The sequence below is a fragment of the Paenibacillus sp. FSL R5-0744 genome (genome assembly GCF_037972555.1).
Lineage (GTDB): Bacteria > Bacillota > Bacilli > Paenibacillales > Paenibacillaceae > Paenibacillus_AQ.
On record NZ_CP150228.1, the window covers coordinates 2,383,092 to 2,402,659 of the forward strand.

Sequence of the window (19,568 nt, forward strand, 5' to 3'; positions counted from 1 at the left end):
AATGAGCCAATCAGGTAAGCCCGCCAAAAAACAACGATTAGATAAAGTGTTGTCCCATATTGGAGTGGGGTCGCGCAGTGATATCCGTAAACAAGCTAAACAAGGCTTAATATTGGTGAACGGGACAGTGGTAAAAGATAGTGGGTTCCATGTGGATCCTTATGCCGATAAAATAGAGGTAGGGGGAGAGGTTGTTACCTACCGTGAATTCATATATCTTATGATGAACAAACCCCCGGGTGTCCTGTCAGCTACGGAGGACAAGCGGGATCGGACGGTTTTGGATCTTTTAAAGCACGAATATGCACAGTTTGAACCGTTTCCTGTAGGAAGGCTAGATAAGGATACTGTGGGACTGCTGCTGATCACTAATGATGGGAAGCTTGCCCATGAATTGCTGTCGCCACGTAAGCATGTCCCGAAAACGTACGAGGCAACCATCGAGGGCGATGTAGGCGCGGATGATGTCGCGGCTTTTGCAGCAGGGGTGGAGCTGGAAGATGGCTACGTTACTTTACCTGCACACTTAACCATTCTTGGAAGAGAGCGCGGCAGCAAAGTGATTTCCCATATTTCACTTATCATCACTGAGGGAAAATTTCATCAGGTGAAGCGTATGTTTCAGGCGGTAGGCAAAAAAGTCACTTTTCTGAAACGTGTATCTATGGGAGAATTGAAGCTGGATGAAAGTCTGCCGCTGGGAGCTTGTCGGGAACTGACGTTAGAGGAACTGGCACTCTTAGGCGCAGATGGGTCAGAAGGATAGTAGAGAAAATGATATATAAATTGATATATAAATTGAATTTGGAAACTTGGGATAAGAGAAGGGAGAGACGGAGGGGAATTTTGGACCTGTAAGAGCGATAGCGACCACCTTTGTTTCCGGATTTCATCCGCTATTAAACGGTATAAATTAAGAAATCTGGAAACAACAGCGGCTGGAAGTCCAAACATTCACCGTAGTTGCGACTGACACTTAACACAAAAAGCCTCAAGTTCAATAAATATAGAAAAAGAAAGACAAGGATGGTGGAGTATGAGATACAAACTGATTGCACTAGATGTGGACGGTACGCTATTAAATGATGATCACCACTTAAGCTCTGAGAATAAGGAAGCTATTGCTGAGGTTACACGTCTTGGCGGTCAAATCGTATTGTGTACGGGACGCAGTCCACAGAACTCGATTCCTTTCATGGAGGAAATGGGGCTGACTGGTTACGTGCTTGGTCACAATGGAGCAGCGACGGTACGAGTGGAAGATCGAGAAGTGCTGCATCAATATGGTATGGATGCACGTGGTCTTGACCCCTATATTGACTATTGCCGTAAGCACAATATTCATTATGATGTGAATACTGCTTTTGATATGTATGTTGATAATGTAGAGAATCTGACTAAAGAAGCTAATTATATGTATGAGCACTTCCGTATTGTGCCAGCGACGCTACCAGCCTGGGAAGATTTCCGTGAACCGGTTGTTAAGTTTACTGTATTTACACAGCCAGAAATCCTTGACGAAGCTGAACGTGAATGGCGTACTTGGGCTCCTGAGTACAATATTTTGCGGAGTGGTGAATTTTTCGTTGATTTGATGCATTCCGAATCTTCTAAGGGCAACGCATTAAGAAATCTCGCTGTGAAGCTGGGAATTCCGCAAGAAGAAGTCCTCTCGATCGGTAATTATTTTAATGATATTTCTATGCTTACCTATGCGGGGATGGGCGTGGCGATGAATAATTCTCCTGTAGAGGTAAAAGCGGCAGCGAATGCTGTTACGGGTTCGAACAATGAGCATGGTGTGCGTGATGCGCTGGTTAAATATTGTTTATCCTAATCTTTTTGATCCTGTAAAATAATTTTAGATGCAAAGCATAAAGCGGACTGGAGTCCAGTTTTATGCTTTTTTTACGTTGACATAAGGATACGAGTAAATCGATAGATAAATTGAAATGGAAGATAAGTCGTTTACAGGTAATTATAACCATGATAAAATTAGCGGTGGGACATGCGTCCGTAAGCTAATTAAAACTAATTGAATGTCCGCGTTAAAGGTAAAATCATCGAAAGATGATGACACAAAGCCATGGGTCTAAAGCCTTTCTACAGAAGGAAATGATCGCCAGGCCGCCATAGGGATGTCTTATGAAGCATAAAGGATAGCTCTAAGAATATGTAGTCAATTTTGAGCTCTTTTATTATTTCGACCTATACGGCGTTACATTATCGCAAGGGGCCGAAAGGGGAAGTACATGAACAGTTTTTTCAAAACAATAGGCACTAGTTTGGCAGTAGGTGCTTTATTGCTGTCCGGAACGATCGGATGGATGTCTAATCCTGAAGTCGTGTCTGCCGCTACCACAACAGCAGTAACCGCGGATCAAATGATTAGCAAAGTAACGGCAGCCTCTAAAGCAATAAAGAATTTTCACTTAGATGTGATCAAAAAACAGGATATTCAGAGCGGTGGGGTACGTATCAGCAACACTAACACACTGAAGCTGGATATTAATCGACTGCCGAATTTTGCTGCAGCTGGCACCGTTGATAGTAGTCTTTTAGAAACATCGTACAGTCTATATGCCAATGACAAGGAGTTTTACTATCTTGTAGACGGAAGTGAACTGATCGATGAATCTGAAGATGAAGGTTACGACGATGACGGTGAGCCAATCGATCCTGATGCGCAGTATTGGATTGGACTGGAGAAGATGGAGTGGGATTCTTTTTATTCTAAAGGTCAATACGATCCTGTTTCCATGCTTGATTCGGTAAAAAATTATAAAAAATCTATGAAAGTTAGCACTGTCGGTGCTCAGACCGTCCTGCAGTTCACGGTAACCGATCCGACAGCAGCTAAGGGAATAATCAAACTCTATGACCAGGAGAACCTCTGGGATGGTGAGACAGTTCAACCCAAAAGCGTAACGTGGAAATTATTCGTCAATACTAAGACCTGGCAGACGGAAAAGCTGACAGTCGATCTGAGTTATGTGCTGATAAGTGATGGAGAAAAGGATACATACAACACGAAAATCGAAGCTAAGTATTCCAAGAATAACAAAGGTACAGCTATTGTAAAACCGGCCGAACTAGAATAAAAAGAGCAATTTCATCTTGAGCAAAAAGCGCTGTTCAGTAGAACAGCGCTTTTTGCTCAATTCATAACAGCAGCCAACTGGAAGTGAGATATGTAAAAAATAAATAAATATAAAATCGACCTACCAATTATTAGGATTTTAGTACATGCTATTTATGTGGTTAATAATCTGAATTAATTTAATAGTGTATGAAGTATCATATTGTAACTATTATATTGAAAAGGTATTATAGGATAGGTGTAAATTTACATTTTTGAGAATAACTTTTTTTTAATGAATGATAGGGGGAGTGCGAATAATGTTATCATCCACAGAGCTAAGCAAGCTGAATGAAGCGAATTACAGGGAGGACCGTTTAGAGGCACTTAATCATTTTTATGAGGATCTCTGTAATAAGAAAGTAGCCGATGGCTATATTTATTCTCTTAGTCGTTATGGAAGAATATTTGCTAATGGAGCGGGGGGACGCTTCAGTTACGAAGAAGATAGCGACCAAGAATTAAAAACGGATACAATTTTTCGAATCGCTTCTATTACTAAGCTGTTTACGGCAACAGCGATCTGGCAGCTGGCAGATGATGGGAAAATTTTTATGGGGCAGCCAGTTAGTTCTATTCTTCCGGAGTTTGATGCCGATCCTTTTAAGCCGATTACAATTGCTCATTTACTGACGCATACCTCCGGCATCGCACCTGATCATGGCACTATAAGTGATACCTACTATAAAAGTGCATGGTGGTATATTTATGAATCAGAGCTTGGAAAAGAAAACTGGATTAAAGCTGGACTTTCCTATGGCATTCGTTTTCCGGTAGGGACTCAATGGATGTATTCCTCGTTCGGATACGTGGTTCTTGGTGCAATTATCGAGAAAATAACAGGTGTTTTTGCAGAAGATTACATAATGGACAACATTGTAAAACCGTTAGGCATGACAGATACTTTCTTTGATATACCGCCTGAGAAAGCTGGTAGGATCGCTATTCGTTCGGAAGAAGCCAAGGAATATCTTCTGAAGCTGCAAAACGGGGAAATTACGGATGAAGAACAAAGTTCTGAGGAAGAAATCAAGACTCCCGGAACTGGTGGGGGACTGTATTCAACCGTTAATGATCTACAAAAGTTCGGAATCATGCTGCTTAACCATGGGGAATACGAAGGTGGTCATATCTTAAGTCGGATGGCTGTTCAGAGAATGACCAAGCGGTTCAATTCTGAAAAACTTCCAAACTACGCATGGGGAGATGGAGGAGCGGATAGACCATACGGTCTTGGGCCAGACCTTCGATATAATGAAAGTACATCTTATTCTGAAGGCACTTTTTTTCACGAAGGATGGGGGTCTTGTTCTTTGGTCGTTGATCCGGTAGAAAAGCTGATTGCCGTTTGGTATATCCCTTTTCATAAAAATATATGGGACGGTAGAGGGATTTTCGGTACAAACAATGTGATCTGGTCCGGACTCGAATAAGAATAAGATTATATGTTGTGAGATATCAAAGATAGGCAGGATGTGACTTATGTTTGAGAAGATAAAGCACCGCTTTCGCGTTATGAGAGCGGTTGCTTTTGTTACTTATAAGGAATGGAGTGCGTACAGAACGCATTCGATGGTTTCTATTTTTGTAGGCCCGGTATATTTTTTAGTGCAGTATTATATATGGAGCGCTGTTTATAGCGGAGAATCCTCTATTAACGGGATGTCGCTCTCTCAGATGCTCTCTTATTTTTGCGCCACGATGTTGATCAACTACTTGACCATGGATTTTGCCGATTGGAACTTGCAAATGCTCATTCGCACCGGGAAATTCATTACGTTCTCTTTAAGACCAATGAATCATATGTTCTATGCATTGTCTCAGAAGGCAGGGCATAGGGTACTTGGGCTTCTATTTGAATTTATACCCTGCTTTATGATCTTCTTGTTTATTTTTCATATTGATGTTTTACCCGCAAATTTACTATACGCAATGCTATCGATAGCTATGGCGTTCATGATGAATTTTTTCATCCACTATAGTATTGGAATGGTGGCCTTTTGGATGGTGCAATCCTCCAGTATTCGTAACTTTTTCAGTCTTTGCGAGGGGATATTCTCAGGATCACTGATTCCATTAGTCTTTTTTCCAAAGTCCTTACAGATGGCTTCCTTTTTCTTACCGTTTCAATATACGACCTTTCTGCCTGCAATGGTCTATACAGGTAGCTATACTTTAGCTGATATAACCTTACCTATTCCCCAAGTTTTGTTGTTGCAGCTTGTAGCCGTTATTATTGCCGGAATAGTCTGCCGGGTGTTGTATGCGGTATCGCTTAAGCATTTTACGGGGGTGGGCGCATGAAACGTATGTATCTAATATACAAAACTTGTATGAAGGCGAATATTGCTTCTGCGATCACCTATCGCGTTAATTTTATTCTTAATAGCCTTATCATGCTCATAGGGAATGTATTGTTTCCCCTAGTAACGGTGTTCATCTATAATTCGAATGCTTCATTTGAAGGATGGACCTTTAAAGAGGCACTATTAATTCAATCCGTTTTCATTTTGTCTACGGCTTGTGCCGGGATTTTTTTTAACGGAATCATGTGGAATACGATGTCCCATGTAGTGGAAGGAACGCTGGAAGTGGTATTAATTAAACCAACCTCGAGCCTTTTTCTGCTGTTGGCCAGATCTTTTGAGTTCGAAAGTATCGGGCTTTTAGGTGGAGGAGTAGTCATGTTCGTTTACGCACTTAGCGGAATCGATGGGATGACCTTCAGCTCTTGGTTATTGTTCCTGTTATTGTTTGGAGCAGGGCTGCTTGTCATGTTTGGCGTGGCGCTCATTGTTGCAGCGATTTCCTTCAAATGGGTGGCGAATTCCCGCTTGCCGGAGATGTTTGAGAGCATTAAGTCTTTTGGACGCTATCCAGGGACGATTTTCCCTAAAGCAGTCGTAGCCGTGAGTTCTTTTCTTTTTCCGGTTTCCATGATTGCTTACTTTCCTGCATCTACACTGCTTGGACGATGGGAAGCGTATTTTTTTATAGCGATTATCCCTTGTGTGTTATTTGCGGCCTTCGGAATTTGGCTCTATACGTACATGCTTCGTAGTTACAAAAGTGCCGGAGGATGAATTTGTATGAAGGAGAATTACATTGGACATTATTACCGTCAAGAATTTAACTAAGCAATATGAAACGTATCACCGTGGACAAGATGCAAAAAGCGTATTTAAAAGTCTGTTTCACCGTGAAAAATCGATTATCACCTCTGTAGAAGATCTTTCGTTCAGTGTTGGAAAAGGAGAGATCATTGGCATTCTGGGGCCAAACGGTGCAGGTAAATCTACGACTATTAAAATGCTGACAGGCGTTCTCTATCCTACATCAGGAGAAATAAATGTTCTAGGATACAACCCTCATAAGCAGAAAAATCAATATGTAAAGCAAATCGGAGTGTTGTTCGGACAGAAATCGCAGTTAATATGGGACATTCCTCCTTTGGATAGCTTTTATATGAATAAGGAAATTTATGATATTCCTACGAATGACTTTCGTACAAGACTAGACCGATTTGTTAGCATGTTTGAGATTGGTGATATTATCACTAAGCCTACGCGCACCCTTTCACTGGGAGAACGAATGAAATGCGAGTTTATTATGGCAATGCTTCATTCTCCGCCAGTGGTTTTTTTGGATGAGCCGACGATCGGGCTGGATGTTATAGCTAAACAAAGAATCAGAGAATTCATTAAGCAAATGAATCAGGAAGGCACCACATTTATTCTAACGACACATGACTTGGAAGATGTGGAGCGTTTGGTACAAAGAGTACTAATTATTCATCAAGGTAAAAAAGTATATGACGATAAGTTCTCCGAACTTCGACTTCATCTAGGCGCTAAAAAAGTGGTCAGGCTTTCTGCAGCTACAACGATTGGAGATATTGACCTGCCTGGGACTCTGATATCGGAAAGAATATCGGATTACGAAGTGGAATTAGAGATCGATACCGAGCAGTGTAAAATGGGTGAGTTTCTTCATATTCTTAGCGAAAAGGTAGAGATTCTTGATATATCCATTAAGGAGATCCAAATTGAAAAGATCATCAGCTCCATTTATGAGATGGATATGGGATAACATTGTCAAGCTTGGGAACGGATCATTTGCAGATTCAGATCTAGCATTGACCATAACTTTTCAGTAATTTCTTTTGCAGAGCAAGGATTACTATGGGTAAACCACCATTCAATCACTCCGACAGTTGCCGAACTCAAAAATTGTACGGATATATCCTTACTTAACTTATCTAGGTTTAAATTGTTTTCTAAGAATTGTGTTTTGATTTGATTATTTATCATATCTTGTAATTGGTTTCTAAAGGAGAGCAAAGCTTTGTTTCTTAATAAAGTCTTATAAAAGAGAGCATTCTCCTCCAATTGTTCCAGCGTGCGGAGTAATGACGCCTTAGAGGGATTGGGTTCGGTTTCATCCTCCACAGCGGAGCAGCTTTCGATTAGTTGCTGGAGCTGAGCCGCCAGGCATTTATCCATCAGATCATATTTATCTGCATAATGGGAATAAATCGTTCCGCGATTTACATCAGCGCGCTCTGCGATTTCGTTAATCGTTATTTTTTCAAAATCTTTTTCAGCCATTAGTTGAATTAATGCATTCATGATGGCTGTTTGGTTTTTTTTAATTCTTCTATCCATGGTGATACTCCCTTTTTATTAAACAATGTATTGTATTTTGTTGAAAAATCAACAAAACCGATCAAACTAACGATTGAACCCTACCGGAGATGTGATAATCTGATTTTATCGAACAGTTGATCGAAATTCAACAAATGTCTAAAAAGGGATAGAGGAGTTGAACATGAAAGTATTAGTTTTTGGAGCGGGAGTTTTAGGCAGCTATCTTGCACATGTTCTGGTGCGTGGGGGAAACGATGTCACAGTGCTTGCCAGAGGGAAGCGTGCAGAGCAATTGACGAAAGACGGTCTTGTACTTCGCCATTATTTTCAATGTAAAAACACTATGGATTCTGTAAAAGTCATCTCAGAGCTTCAACCGGATGATCACTATGATCTTATTTTTGTTGTTATGAAATACAATGATTTTCCGGCCGTATTACCTATTTTAGCTAAAAATCAGAGTCAGAATATAATTCTTGTGGGTAATAATGGCGATGCTCACGAAATGAAAAAGAATCTTCAGGAAATGAGCGATGTAAGAAAAAATATACTCTTTGGATTTCAGCTTAGCGCAGGAATTCGTGAAGCGAGCGGTCGAGTTATCAAAATACACGCAGGTGGGCAAATGGTACTTGGCAGTCTTGACGGTGAGATCCCAATAAAACACTTACTGGAAAAAGCGTTTGAGAACGCTAAGTATAAGCTAACTTATCATGAGGATATGGATGCTTGGCTCAAAAGTCATATCGTGCCTATAGTGGCTTTGAACTCCCTTAATTATCTTCATGACGGGGATTTGAAAAAGGTATCTAAAGATAAGAATCTATTAAAACAAGCCATTTCAGTAATGGACGAAGGGTTTCAAATGATGGAGAAGCTAGACTATACGATCACTCCAGCAGGTCAAGTTGACTTTATTCGAAAACATAAACAGGGTGTATACTATGGTCTGAAAATAATTCATAAATTACCCTTTATGAAATTTGTAGATGGTTCTTTCGGCGAAATTGCAGCTTTGTTTAATTCGTTTGATAAGTTGAAACAACAAGCAAACATTGCGACGCCCCATTGGGATCGACTTCAAAAACAAGCGATCTCGAAGTATAATGCAAAATAATCTTTTTTGGGAGGTGTACAATCGATGACTATATATTTTATACGGCATGGAATAGATGATGAAGGCTATCGTGGGGGTTGGAGTCAACGTGGACTTGTAGTAGAGGGCTATAGACAAGCCGAACGACTTGGTTGTTATCTTAAGGAAAATCAGTCTAGCTTTAACATCACTCGTATCCTTAGCAGTGATTTGCAGCGTGCGTTAGATACAGCAAATGAGATCGCCAGAGCGCTAAGCTTGCCTGTTGAAAGCAGTCAGTCTTGGAGAGAAACGAACAATGGTGTAATCGCTGGAATGCCCCATGAAATTGCAAATGAACGATATCCGGGTCTCTATTTCTCAGAATTAAGAATGGATGAGAGATTTCCAGGAGGAGAGAGCCCACAGGATTTTTTTACGCGAATTAATACAAGTTTCTCAAAACTATGTAATGAACTGGAAAGTACTGATCCAAAAGAAAATGTAATTGTGGTTACGCATGGTGGCGTAATTAATATTATTTATCATATTTTAAAAGGGCTAACGTGGACCAATAAGAATGCCCATTTCCCGACTTCATATACAAGTATTCATAAAATAGAGTATCAAGTAGATAAGTGGGTAGTTACAGCTGAAAATCTTACGGAACATATATCAAGTGATCAGGCTGCTGGTTTGTCCAATTGATTGGGAGGTACAAATATGGGATTATTGAATGCACTGATCGATCAAGCCAAGAACCCGAGAGGATTCGTGGGGAATATCATGATCAAGATCATGAACCGGGCACATTCCAGCATAACAACGTGGGGGCTTAAAAAAATAGAAGTGATGAACAACGCACCTATTTTGGACATAGGCTGTGGTGGCGGTCAAACTATACATATGCTTGCAAAACATAATAAATATCAGGAAATCTACGGCATAGATTATTCTCAGCAAGCTGTGGAGACATCCAATCAAAAAAACAATAAGGCTGTTGCCGCAGGTAAGGTGAAGATTAGTCAGGGAGACGTATCGGCTTTACCGTTCAATGATGGATTTTTTGGGACTATCACGGCTATTCAGACGCATTATTTCTGGCCAGATCTTGAACAAAATATAAGTGAAGTGTTTAGGGTGCTGAAGGCAGGCGGAACGTTTGTTATTATTTCTGAGGTCTATAAAATCAATTATCACATGAAACAATACACAAAAAACGAAGAGATAGATCAGTTATTTCGGAAAGTTGGCTTTCAAACGGTAAATATTCACGAGAACAACAATTGGAGATGTTATGCTGGAAAGAAATAAAGCGGCCGCACCGCCCTACAAAGGACGACACAGCCGCTTTAATTTCACCGTCTAATTAGCCGGATTGGTATTAAACGAACAACGAACGGGAAATGATTACGAGCAAGATAAAAAGTACCAAGATCGCTCCAGTCGAAGTGAAGGCTCCTCCATGAAATTCACCCATGTTAATTCCTCCTTACCATATGTCTTTGTTCTCAAGTGCTGCGGCGGGTGTCGCAGCTTTCTGAGATAATGACATCATATGCCAAAGTGGACTGGATGTACTGGTCTATGGCCTATTGCTCGTCAATATGGGCTTTTAAGATGCGAAGTCCTTTAGGAAGATGATTCTTAAGTTGGCCTGCACTTGCTTTGCCCCAACTTATCGGCAATCCATCTAAAGTTACAAGTGTCCATCCATGTAATTCAACCGGCACTGGTAAGCTTTCTCCCCGGAGCCAAGCATGTATTTCCAGCCCCCCACTACTGAGATCAAAACTACGTGTTACTTGTGTGTGCTGAATCGCCATCGCTAGGGCGTGAGCGGGTTCAATCCGATTTTTCTTCAAATGGGCAATATGTAGCCCGGCACGAGGAATACGCAAACCATCCAGCAGCCCAGTATGGAGGTTGCCATTAAAGGATTCAGGCAGTAAATATAGGGATTCTCCGAACAGCAGAGGGACGCCTTGATATGAGAAACCAGGAAGCTCTAACGAAGCCCAGTCTTGGAATAACTGGTACGCATCGCGTACGGAAGAATTAATTTTTGGGTTGTTTTTATTCCGACGTTTACTGGTGCTGCGTTTGGCATCATCATTAACATCGTTTTCGGTGACACTGTGCTTACGTAGGAGTGCAACAAAGTGGCCTTCGCCTTTTTCTAAATGTGGCCAAAGGCGCTTGCAGGTAAGTAGTTCCATATCGGGGTACCGATCCGTCAATCGGGCAATGGTCTCCTCATTCTCTTGACGGTTAAAGGTGCAAGTAGAATAGGCCAGAGTACCCCCAGGCTTAAGCATAAGGTAGGCGTCCTGCAGGATGTCCCATTGTCTCGCCGCACACATAACCACATGGTCAGGAGACCATTCTTGAACGGCATTTGGATCTTTTCGAAACATGCCTTCTCCTGAGCAAGGAGCATCTAGCATAATTCGGTCAAAGGCAAGTGGAAAGCGCGAAGACAGCTGCTCTGGCGTTGCACAGGTTACGAGGGTATTCTTAATGCCTAAACGTTCTACGTTCTCTGCAAGGATTTTTGCGCGCTCTGGATGGATTTCATTAGAAATTAAGAGGCCTTGTCCTTGCATTAAACCAGCAATATGCGTAGTTTTACCCCCTGGAGCTGCTGCAAGGTCGAGGACGGTTTCACCGGGTTTCGGTGCCAGCAGTTCAGCTGCGGACATTGCGGAAGGCTCCTGAATATAATATAGTCCAGCAGCATGGTAAGGGTGCCTGCCTGGTCGAGCGGGCTCTTCATAATAATAACCATCAGGGCACCATGGGATAGGTTTCAGATCAAACTGTGAGACTGTGCGTTCTACTGCGACTTGACCTGAATCCGAGATACTTTTCAATGGATTAAAGCGAAGCCCTTGCGTTCGTGGTGCTGAATAACTTTCTAGAAAAGCATTTGCCTCTTGCCCCAGCATTTCTTGTATATATGCGGTGTAAGAGGCAGGCAGCTGTTCTTCCTTCATAGATCATTCTCCTTTTTCTTAGTTGCTGTTTCATGTTTATACCGATAAAATCAAGGTATGGGGAACGTAATCGTACCTGAAATTCTACATATACACAACTATATCATAATTGCCAAGTCTTACTGTACGTAAGGCAATTGTAAAGGGGATGTACCATATGAATTTGCTGCAAGCGCTCTTCTTCCCGCCGGAGCAACCCGGTGGTGTATCATCCATGATCCCTTATCTTCAGGAAAGGTTCCGTTCAAGCCGCTGGGAGATGGATTTGTTTTGGTTACCTAAGCGGATTCGCAACAAGGGACATGAAGAAGTCATATTCGAGACCTTTGATTGGACCCAGTTTGGGGAAAGTCAGATCGTTCAGAAATATATTCAGACCTACCGTGATTATCTATGGTGGACTAAACTACGAATGAGCAAGACATATGATCTTATCCATTCCCATCATCCAATTGCTGGTTTAGCAATGAAAAAAGTATTTCCAAATACTCCGTTAATTCAAACCTTACATTCCAGTTATGAGCGAGAGCTGATTCTGAATGGAGCTATTTCTGAAGGTGGGCTGGAACATCAGTTTCTAGTTTCGCTATACCGCGAACTTGAGCATGTTAGTGATCGGTTAATGACTGTGTCGCAAGCTTTTGCAGAGTATGTGGCGCCTTATATTCTAGATCCTTCTAATATAGGAGTAATACCGAATGGTTTTGATGAGAAAAGGTTTAAGCCAGTCCCGCATGACAACGCTGTACCACAACTAGTGACTGTGACTCGTCTAGTTCCAGCCAAAGGAATTGATACTTTACTCAAGGCCTGTGCTGAGCTTAAAAATCGCGGCCATGAATATGTACTGCATATTATTGGAGATGGACCTTCCCGTGCGGATTTGGAAAACATGGCTAAACAATTAGGGATTTATAATGAAACGATTTTTTATGGATATACGCTCCATCCAGAAGAATTCATGCCTTTCTTTGATATTTTCGTGCTGCCTTCTCGGGCGGAGGCCTTCGGATCGGTGTTTGCAGAAGCAGCGCTTAGCTGCTTGGCTTTAGTTGGGACGAATGTAGGCGGGATACCGGAGCAGATTGAAGATGGTGTGAATGGCCTGCTCGTCAGTCCTGATGATGAGATTGCTCTTGCTGACGCTTTAGAGAAGGTGATATCTGATCCGGCTTATCGTTATGAGCTTTCTCGTTCGGCTTGGGATAAAGCGAAAAGCTTGTATTCGCTGACTCGTGTCGCTAATGAACTTAAAAAGACATACTTACAGTATCCCTCAGGAACAAAGGGGTGAGCAGCTATGATTCCATTTCGATTTCTACATGCTGCTGACTTACATCTGGATAGCCGATTTGCTGGGCTGGCGCATATTTCGCCAGCCATTCGTTCTTATTTACGTGAGTCGACCTTCGCCGCCCTTGGGCGGCTTGTCCGCGTTGCCATCCAAGAGAATGTTGATTTTATCGTTATCAGTGGAGATGTATACGATGTTTCTGACGCTTCCTTACAGGGTCAACTGCGATTTCAGGAAGCACTCAAGGAACTGGGTCAGCAAGGAATACACGTGTTTCTGATCCATGGCAACCATGATCCACTAGACGGATTGCGTCTGACTACAGAAATGCCCAGGCATGTTACCGTGTTTGGAGGAGAGAAGCCAGATCTCGCCACGGCTTACCGTCGCAAAGATGGTCAAGAAGTAGCTATTGTTAGTGGAATCTCCTATCCGACTGCGAAAGTTACGGACAACACTGCAGTAACCTTTTCTCGAAAGGCTGGCAGCCGTCTGTTTCATATTGCTATGCTGCATGGGAATGTAGACGGTGATTTACTGCACGAGACGTATTCTCCTTGCAGTCGTAGGGACCTTATCGAACGGGGTTTTGATTATTGGGCACTTGGACATATCCATAAACGTAGTGTATTGCATGAAAAACCGGCAATTATATACCCGGGCAATATACAAGGACGTAGCATTAAGGAAACCGGACCAAAAGGTTGTTATGTTGTGGATGTTGATGAGGCTGGAAGTGCTACGCCCCATTTTCATGAGCTTGATTATGTTCGCTGGCAGGTACGGGATCTGTCCATTGAGGGATTGAGTAATGAAGCAGAATGGATACAAAGTGTAGAGCAGGTGATTGACGATATCAGGGAGGAACTCCCGGAGCTGATGTCAGTGGTCAGATTTCGTCTGATCGGACGCGGGGACGTACATAAAGTATTAGCTGAAAAAGGAGCGGTAGAGGATCTGCTGTCTGAACTCCAGCGCCGTGAGGCGGTACGTGCTGAGCGTAAAGATTATAAGGGACTTGTATGGGTGGAAGGATTCGCTGTAGAATCCGGGTTAGCTATTGACCGTGAACGGTTATTAGAGGAGGATAGCTTTCTTGGCGAAATGCTGCGAATTACAGAGCGTACGGAACATTCAGCAGAAGCGCTTGAAGAATTAATAAACAGTGCGCTTAAGCCGCTCATGGAGAATCAGGAGCTGCGACAGCTGCTCTCGGTTACAAGTCAAGAGGAGAAGCTAAGTTGGCTTCGTAGTGCAGCAGAACAGGGAATCACCATGCTCGGTGGAATGGAGGGTGCTCCAGAAGATGAGAATTGAACATTTGCAGATCCATGGCTTCGGACGTTTGCATAACCGAGAGATTGAACTATCGGAAGGAGTTACTATACTCTATGGACGTAATGAAGCAGGAAAAAGCACGACGTTACAGTTTATTCGCTCCATGCTGTTTGGAATTCCAAGTCGTGGTAACCCTACGGAGAGGTATGAACCTATGCAAGGCGGATTACATGGGGGAATACTGAAGGCACGTGATAGTAATGGTGCCCTGTGGACCATTCGTCGCCATACAACTGGTGGTGAAGGCTCAGGAAGAAATGAGAAACTGAACATCGCGGTTAACCATCCGAATGGAACAACGCAAGAGCTAGGACAAGCTGAAATGGAGCGTCTTTTGGTTGGTGGTATCTCTAGGAGCATGTTCCATCAATTGTTCGCGGTCTCTCTCGATGAACTGCAGGAGCTTGCTGCGCTTCAATCAGAAGAGATGGGCAGCTTTCTCTTTCACGCGGGTATGGGCGGCGGTGGAACGATCATGCGTGCGGAACGCCGATTGGTACAGGAAGCTGAGAAGCTGTATAAACCTCGGGGCAAGCTACAGGAAGCTGCTAAAATCGTTCAGGCTATTGAGAAACTAGAGCGTCAGATGGCGGAGAGCCGCTCTTATCTTCCACGTTATAACGGTAATATAGCAGCATTAAAGGTTACGGAATCTGAGCTAGATCAACTGGAACAACAACGTAAGCTTACTGGAGACAAGCTCGTGATGCTTCGCAAAGCTCAGGATGTTCGTGAATTGTGGTTAAAATGGAGCGATGCGCAGCTCGAGCTGCAGGACCTGCCAGAGATTACAACCTTTCCTGAAGATGGAGCGATTCGCTATCAGGCACTTGAAGGTGAAATTCGGAATGCTCAGGGAGCAGTAACTCGTTATGAACGTCTGCAAAGTGAGCTTACGGCTGAGCTGGTGCAGAATCCGCCGGATGCATTGTTAACAGCGCAGGGGCCTGCCCTGGAGCGGCTGGATCGCCATCGGAGCAGCTATGAAAACCTGCGAGCGGAAAGACAGCGGCTAGAAGGTGAATTGACCGCGCTGAATGAGCATTTGCAGCGAATTCTGCGAGGCATTGATGTCAGCTGGAGCGCGGCAGAGCTGACTGCATTTTCGGGTGCAGCGGCGGATCGTGAAGCTGCACGGAGGTTTGCGGCGGCGTTCGCAAGTTATGATCGCCGCATGGAAGCGGAGGGCGCAGCGCGGCAGACGCTGCGTTCCCGCTTGGCCGCTGCCTCAGCTTCGCTGCAGGCAGCAGAACGGGCGCTGGCGCGTGAACACGCAACCGGCGCCGAATCTTTTGCGCAGCTGGCTCCGCGCAGCGCCCGAGAAGTGCTGCAGCTGTGGGACGAGCTGCAGCAGGCGGCCGAGCGCTGGCGCGAAGCACAGCTCAGCGAAGGGCCGCAGCGCGGCCCTGGCGCCGGAAGTGACGGGCCTAGCGCGCAGCGCATGGCCGCGCTCTACCGGCGCCTGCTGTGGGCAGGGGCAGCACTAACCGTGCTGCTGCCCACAGCGCTGTGGCTGACCGGTGCTCCGCCGGTCAGCGCAGTGCTCGCGATCGGCCTGCTTGGCGCGGCCGATCTGGCCCTTTGGGCCGGCCTCAGCGGAGCGCGCCGGCCGGAAGCGTCCCCGCCCGGGAGGGGCGGGGACGTGGGCACAGCCGCAGCCGAGATGCTGCGGCTGCGGGGGCAGCTGCTCTCCGGGGCGGAGCCGGAGAGCGCCATGCCGGGGCGGCGATCGGCCGCCCCGGGGTCCAGCCCTGACGCAGGCGGGCTGGAAGCCTCCATGAGGGAGCTTCGCAGGCTCATGGAGGCTTGGTCCGCTTGGCGGCAGCGCATTGAACGCTATGCCGCCGAGCGGGATGCCTGCCGCACGGAGCTGGAGACGCTGGCAGGCCAAGAGAAGCTGCTCGCGGAAGAAATGAGCCTGGCAGAGACGGCTTTTACGCAAACTGCTGAGCACTATGAAGAATGGCTGCGTGAGCGCAGATTGCCCGAAGGGTTGTCTCCGGAAGGGTTGCCGGATATCTTCGCTATGGTGGAGCAGGGGAACGAACTGCTGCGCCAAGAGAATAAGCTCTCTTTACGTCTGAAAGAGCTGGAAGATGAGTGTAACGTGTTCGAGGAGGAGCTGCTTGCTCTCATTCAAGAATCAGGTACTGATCCTTTAGACGAGTCTGGTGTAGCGGCAACTAGCTTTGATATGGATCCGCACGATGGACAGCGACGATCTGCACTAACTTTACTAAGCTGGCTGGAACTTCGAAAAAGAGCTTGGGATGAACTGAAAAAGGACCTGGTTCGCCGGGAAGGCATTCAGTCACGGTTACAAGAGCTTCTGGAAGAGCTTAAGGAGAGCCATAGGGTATTAGGTGAGTTAAGAGAACAGCGTGACCACCTGTTGGACGAAGGCGGAGCAACAGGCGGGGAGGATTTCTTAAGGAGATCGGCTGCTGTACAGCGGCGTAGTGAGCTGAATAAATCCATTCGCCAGTGGGAGCTAGCCATGTTTGGAGGCTGGGAGGATGAGCGAGTTAACGCCTTGCAGTTATTATTAGATCATCATGATGCTTCAGCACTCCAGAAGGAACGTACGGCAGCTGAAGAGCTAACTGAACGGGAAGAAGAACTGTGGAACACCCTGCTGGAGCAACGAGGAAAGCTGCTTCAGGAAAGGGAGTATTTGAAAGAGCGTTGTATGGAGGACTCTGTTATTCAGCAATTGGAAGAGCAGAGAGCTGCTCTGCGAATCGTGGCTGATAAGTATGCGGTAGCAGCATTAACTGCTGAATTAATCGGAAGAACCCGCCGTATTTATGAACAGGAGAAGCAACCGCAGGTACTTTTGCTTGCATCTGACTATTTCTCCAAGCTGACCGAAGGGGAATACAAAAGAGTAGTTATGACTCTAGGTCATAAAGAACTAAAAGCGGAACACAAAGATGCTGGACTGCTGGACAGCGGTCTGCTCAGCCGTGGGACGGCAGAACAGTTGTACCTTTCCATCCGCTTGGCACTTGCAGAGACGATGTCTCGGCAAGTATCGTTACCACTACTATTCGATGATCTATTCGTCAATTTTGACGAGGCTCGTCTTCATGCTGCGCTTTCACTGCTTGGTGAACTGTCGGTCTCCCGCCAGATTGTGATGATGACCTGTCACAAGCATGTGGCGGAAGCGGCAGCACGAATCATTCCAACAGCAGCAGTTATTTCCGTGTAACTGGTTTTATGGATACAAGGCTGTTCCCTTTTCCACTCGAACCCGATGAGGAATCGCTACGTGGTGGAGTAGACCATGGCGTACGTAGTAGCATGACAGCCCAGACCATCGACAAAGCTCCGAAGATCGGGTAGAACACGGAGAGTAGAGAGCTAAAGCCAAATTGGCTCAGTAAATAACAGACCAACATCAGAATCGGTGTAATCAATGCGGGTTTAACTGGAATTCGTTGTTTAAGCTGCATGGTGACACCATAAATGTCAGCGACAAAAGTGCTAAAGATCTCCAAAAAGATCAGCAGCAAATATATAGTTTGTACTACAGTACCCAACCGGATGGCGATGTTGCCCATAGGGATTTCAAATTGGAGAATATCAGGCATCTGGGAGCTCATCGCGAAATGTGCGGCGATCAACATAAAGCCAATTCCGGCACCTCCAATAATACCGCCCCAGACAAGAGATTTTTCTTCATCCGTATGTCGAGCCATGGGAACTAATACGGCTTGAGCCATACCTAGATTAAAGGCGGTGTAGAGCAGCGGCGACATCCAAGCGCCAAAGATTGTCCGATCCGTTTCTAGGAATAAGAACCGCTGAGCTCCTGGAATTTGAAAGGTATTAAAAATAATGATGAGTGACAGCGTAAGCATTAATGGGACGATCAGACTGTTCATTTGCAGAATACCGGAAATTCCCCGTTTAAGCAGAAAATAAGAACCAACCAGCGTGAGTATTAGCCCTGTTTGATAATGAAATCCAAGATGCTCTTGAAAAATAGCGCCCGCGCCTGCAAGCATAATACTGTTGACACCGATTAAGATGACCATCGTGAACAAACTGATGGTGCTTCCGACTTGGTCGCCGAAGAGGTGTCGGTTAAAGTCTTCATAAGACTCTGCTTCTGTGCGCCGAGCGATGACCATCATTTTCGTACCCAGCCATATAAACAGTATAGTAGAGAGCAGGATGGTCAGGACTGCCCAGTGTCCGTAACGAGTGAAGAATTTTAATATTTCTTGTCCGGTGGCGAATCCGGCTCCTACAATGGTGCCAATGTAAGTGAATGCGATCTGTAATGTTCGGACATGTGATTTCATGGCTCCCCTCCTAATAGTTTTAAGAACAAAAGAAAAATCATAATGTGTGCTATGCAGGATTGCCTTGTGCACTCTGTATAGTACAGGTTATGATGAGGATCAGTAGGACATGACTTCCGTGATTCATTTGTACGGAACGTCTGCGATTATAAAGGGTATTGGAGGTTCAAAGTCATGGAAGTGTTGAAACAGCGGATTTTGGAGGAAGGTGTCGTCGTTTCGGATGAAGTGCTGAAGCTGGATGCACTGTTGAATCATCAGGTAGATCCGCAGCTTACGATGGAAATGGGACGGGAGTTTGCCGGGAGGTTTGCGGACTGCGGAATTACACGTATTGTGACCGTGGAATCCTCGGGCATTGCCGTGGCATTTGCCACCGCATATGAGTTAAAGGTGCCGTTAGTTTTTGCACGTCGCAAAAAAACACTGTTAGCAGATCCGGACGCACTTTGTGAAAGAGTTCCTTCTTTTACGAAAGGTATTGTTACCGACATTATGTTGTCTCGCCAATTCATCTCTCCAGAGGATAAAATCCTCTTTATCGATGATATTATTGCTAATGGTGATGCAGCACGTGGATTGATTAAGATCATCGAGCGCTCTGGCGCTGAGCTGGTAGGTCTTGGCGTTGTAGTGGAAAAAAGCTTTCAGGCTGGAGCCCGGACGATCAAAGAACAAGGCATCCGACTGGAGTCACTCGTAAGAATTACTTCTCTTAGTGGAGGCACCATTGAATTTGGGGAATAACCCGTTTTTGAGATAAGAAC

The 19,568-nt window shown here is 44.8% G+C and carries 18 protein-coding genes and 1 riboswitch; of the genes, 14 read left to right on the top strand and 4 right to left on the bottom strand.

All coding sequences use genetic code 11. From position 1 onward, the window contains the following. Position 1 precedes the first annotated feature (1 nt). The 7 genes from MKY19_RS10220 (at position 2) to MKY19_RS10250 (ending at position 7,228) form a co-directional block, all read left to right on the top strand. Positions 2 to 766 carry a pseudouridine synthase gene (locus MKY19_RS10220; RefSeq protein WP_076283161.1) on the top strand — a complete coding sequence of 255 codons (765 nt, stop codon included), beginning with the start codon at positions 2 to 4 and terminating at the stop codon, positions 764 to 766. Positions 767 to 1,036: 270 nt separating this feature from the next. Next, positions 1,037 to 1,837, top strand: coding sequence for a Cof-type HAD-IIB family hydrolase (locus tag MKY19_RS10225; RefSeq protein ID WP_339802444.1), 801 nt, complete (start codon positions 1,037 to 1,039; stop codon positions 1,835 to 1,837). A 206-nt stretch (positions 1,838 to 2,043) separates the two neighbouring features. Further along, a riboswitch (cyclic di-GMP riboswitch) is annotated at positions 2,044 to 2,135 on the top strand. Between the two features lie 117 nt (positions 2,136 to 2,252). After that, positions 2,253 to 3,101: a DUF6612 family protein gene (locus MKY19_RS10230; RefSeq protein ID WP_339802447.1), complete on the top strand. Its 849-nt coding sequence runs from the start codon at positions 2,253 to 2,255 to the stop codon at positions 3,099 to 3,101. 298 nt (positions 3,102 to 3,399) lie between these two features. Continuing rightward, on the top strand, positions 3,400 to 4,572 hold the full coding sequence (locus MKY19_RS10235) for a serine hydrolase domain-containing protein (RefSeq protein ID WP_339802450.1): 1,173 nt from the start codon (positions 3,400 to 3,402) through the stop codon (positions 4,570 to 4,572). A gap of 49 nt (positions 4,573 to 4,621) precedes the next feature. After that, positions 4,622 to 5,443, top strand: coding sequence for an ABC-2 family transporter protein (locus tag MKY19_RS10240; RefSeq protein ID WP_339802453.1), 822 nt, complete (start codon positions 4,622 to 4,624; stop codon positions 5,441 to 5,443). 29 nt (positions 5,444 to 5,472) lie between these two features. Beyond that, positions 5,473 to 6,222, top strand: coding sequence for an ABC-2 family transporter protein (locus tag MKY19_RS10245; protein WP_339802457.1), 750 nt, complete (start codon positions 5,473 to 5,475; stop codon positions 6,220 to 6,222). A gap of 22 nt (positions 6,223 to 6,244) precedes the next feature. After that, positions 6,245 to 7,228 (top strand): ATP-binding cassette domain-containing protein, encoded by a 984-nt coding sequence (locus MKY19_RS10250; RefSeq protein WP_231573419.1) that lies wholly within the window; start codon positions 6,245 to 6,247, stop codon positions 7,226 to 7,228. Positions 7,229 to 7,233: 5 nt separating this feature from the next. Here MKY19_RS10250 and MKY19_RS10255 read toward each other — a convergent pair whose 3' ends face one another. Continuing rightward, entirely contained in the window at positions 7,234 to 7,803 is a 570-nt protein-coding gene (locus tag MKY19_RS10255) for a TetR/AcrR family transcriptional regulator (RefSeq protein WP_042186879.1), read from the bottom strand. Positions 7,804 to 7,966: 163 nt separating this feature from the next. Here MKY19_RS10255 and MKY19_RS10260 point away from each other — a divergent pair, with 163 nt between their 5' ends. Genes MKY19_RS10260 through MKY19_RS10270 form a run of 3 tightly spaced genes read left to right on the top strand, consistent with a single transcriptional unit; the run spans position 7,967 to position 10,174 of the window. Then, entirely contained in the window at positions 7,967 to 8,902 is a 936-nt protein-coding gene (locus MKY19_RS10260) for a 2-dehydropantoate 2-reductase N-terminal domain-containing protein (protein WP_339802462.1), read from the top strand. Between the two features lie 24 nt (positions 8,903 to 8,926). Beyond that, positions 8,927 to 9,568 carry a histidine phosphatase family protein gene (locus MKY19_RS10265; protein WP_076283140.1) on the top strand — a complete coding sequence of 214 codons (642 nt, stop codon included), beginning with the start codon at positions 8,927 to 8,929 and terminating at the stop codon, positions 9,566 to 9,568. Positions 9,569 to 9,583: 15 nt separating this feature from the next. Then, complete coding sequence (locus tag MKY19_RS10270) at positions 9,584 to 10,174, top strand: class I SAM-dependent methyltransferase (RefSeq protein ID WP_339802465.1); 591 nt, start codon at positions 9,584 to 9,586, stop codon at positions 10,172 to 10,174. Positions 10,175 to 10,244: 70 nt separating this feature from the next. Here the strand turns inward: MKY19_RS10270 and MKY19_RS10275 are convergent, their stop codons facing one another. Further along, positions 10,245 to 10,340 carry a sporulation protein YjcZ gene (locus MKY19_RS10275; protein ID WP_197069771.1) on the bottom strand — a complete coding sequence of 32 codons (96 nt, stop codon included), beginning with the start codon at positions 10,338 to 10,340 and terminating at the stop codon, positions 10,245 to 10,247. Between the two features lie 112 nt (positions 10,341 to 10,452). Further along, positions 10,453 to 11,856: an RsmB/NOP family class I SAM-dependent RNA methyltransferase gene (locus MKY19_RS10280; RefSeq protein WP_339802468.1), complete on the bottom strand. Its 1,404-nt coding sequence runs from the start codon at positions 11,854 to 11,856 to the stop codon at positions 10,453 to 10,455. Between the two features lie 157 nt (positions 11,857 to 12,013). Between MKY19_RS10280 and MKY19_RS10285 the strand changes: the two genes are divergently transcribed. The 3 genes from MKY19_RS10285 to MKY19_RS10295 are packed head-to-tail and all read left to right on the top strand — an operon-like array spanning position 12,014 to position 17,702. Beyond that, on the top strand, positions 12,014 to 13,150 hold the full coding sequence (locus MKY19_RS10285) for a glycosyltransferase family 4 protein (RefSeq protein WP_042186889.1): 1,137 nt from the start codon (positions 12,014 to 12,016) through the stop codon (positions 13,148 to 13,150). Positions 13,151 to 13,156: 6 nt separating this feature from the next. Continuing rightward, positions 13,157 to 14,467 (top strand): DNA repair exonuclease, encoded by a 1,311-nt coding sequence (locus tag MKY19_RS10290; RefSeq protein ID WP_339270288.1) that lies wholly within the window; start codon positions 13,157 to 13,159, stop codon positions 14,465 to 14,467. Then, entirely contained in the window at positions 14,457 to 17,702 is a 3,246-nt protein-coding gene (locus MKY19_RS10295) for an AAA family ATPase (protein WP_339802472.1), read from the top strand. The genes MKY19_RS10290 and MKY19_RS10295 overlap by 11 nt, the downstream gene beginning before the upstream one ends. Here the strand turns inward: MKY19_RS10295 and MKY19_RS10300 are convergent. Beyond that, positions 17,689 to 18,801, bottom strand: coding sequence for a hypothetical protein (locus MKY19_RS10300; RefSeq protein WP_339802475.1), 1,113 nt, complete (start codon positions 18,799 to 18,801; stop codon positions 17,689 to 17,691). The genes MKY19_RS10295 and MKY19_RS10300 overlap by 14 nt on opposite strands. A gap of 174 nt (positions 18,802 to 18,975) precedes the next feature. On the opposite strand from MKY19_RS10300, the gene MKY19_RS10305 reads away from it, so the two are divergent. Continuing rightward, positions 18,976 to 19,548 (top strand): xanthine phosphoribosyltransferase, encoded by a 573-nt coding sequence (locus tag MKY19_RS10305; protein WP_076283133.1) that lies wholly within the window; start codon positions 18,976 to 18,978, stop codon positions 19,546 to 19,548. The last annotated feature ends 20 nt before the right edge of the window (positions 19,549 to 19,568 follow it).

What these genes read in the sequence shown, in the direction of transcription:
- MKY19_RS10245 (WP_339802457.1), top strand. Translation starts at nt 5,473, where the DNA reads ATGAAGGCGAATATTGCTTCTGCGATCACCTATCGCGTTAATTTTATT.
- MKY19_RS10240 (WP_339802453.1), top strand. Translation starts at nt 4,622, where the DNA reads ATGTTTGAGAAGATAAAGCACCGCTTTCGCGTTATGAGAGCGGTTGCT.
- MKY19_RS10220 (WP_076283161.1), top strand. Translation starts at nt 2, where the DNA reads ATGAGCCAATCAGGTAAGCCCGCCAAAAAACAACGATTAGATAAAGTG.
- MKY19_RS10305 (WP_076283133.1), top strand. Translation starts at nt 18,976, where the DNA reads ATGGAAGTGTTGAAACAGCGGATTTTGGAGGAAGGTGTCGTCGTTTCG.
- MKY19_RS10290 (WP_339270288.1), top strand. Translation starts at nt 13,157, where the DNA reads ATGATTCCATTTCGATTTCTACATGCTGCTGACTTACATCTGGATAGC.
- MKY19_RS10235 (WP_339802450.1), top strand. Translation starts at nt 3,400, where the DNA reads ATGTTATCATCCACAGAGCTAAGCAAGCTGAATGAAGCGAATTACAGG.
- MKY19_RS10270 (WP_339802465.1), top strand. Translation starts at nt 9,584, where the DNA reads ATGGGATTATTGAATGCACTGATCGATCAAGCCAAGAACCCGAGAGGA.
- MKY19_RS10295 (WP_339802472.1), top strand. Translation starts at nt 14,457, where the DNA reads ATGAGAATTGAACATTTGCAGATCCATGGCTTCGGACGTTTGCATAAC.
- MKY19_RS10265 (WP_076283140.1), top strand. Translation starts at nt 8,927, where the DNA reads ATGACTATATATTTTATACGGCATGGAATAGATGATGAAGGCTATCGT.
- MKY19_RS10300 (WP_339802475.1), bottom strand. Translation starts at nt 18,801, where the DNA reads ATGAAATCACATGTCCGAACATTACAGATCGCATTCACTTACATTGGC.
- MKY19_RS10225 (WP_339802444.1), top strand. Translation starts at nt 1,037, where the DNA reads ATGAGATACAAACTGATTGCACTAGATGTGGACGGTACGCTATTAAAT.
- MKY19_RS10275 (WP_197069771.1), bottom strand. Translation starts at nt 10,340, where the DNA reads ATGGGTGAATTTCATGGAGGAGCCTTCACTTCGACTGGAGCGATCTTG.
- MKY19_RS10260 (WP_339802462.1), top strand. Translation starts at nt 7,967, where the DNA reads ATGAAAGTATTAGTTTTTGGAGCGGGAGTTTTAGGCAGCTATCTTGCA.
- MKY19_RS10255 (WP_042186879.1), bottom strand. Translation starts at nt 7,803, where the DNA reads ATGGATAGAAGAATTAAAAAAAACCAAACAGCCATCATGAATGCATTA.
- MKY19_RS10280 (WP_339802468.1), bottom strand. Translation starts at nt 11,856, where the DNA reads ATGAAGGAAGAACAGCTGCCTGCCTCTTACACCGCATATATACAAGAA.
- MKY19_RS10230 (WP_339802447.1), top strand. Translation starts at nt 2,253, where the DNA reads ATGAACAGTTTTTTCAAAACAATAGGCACTAGTTTGGCAGTAGGTGCT.
- MKY19_RS10285 (WP_042186889.1), top strand. Translation starts at nt 12,014, where the DNA reads ATGAATTTGCTGCAAGCGCTCTTCTTCCCGCCGGAGCAACCCGGTGGT.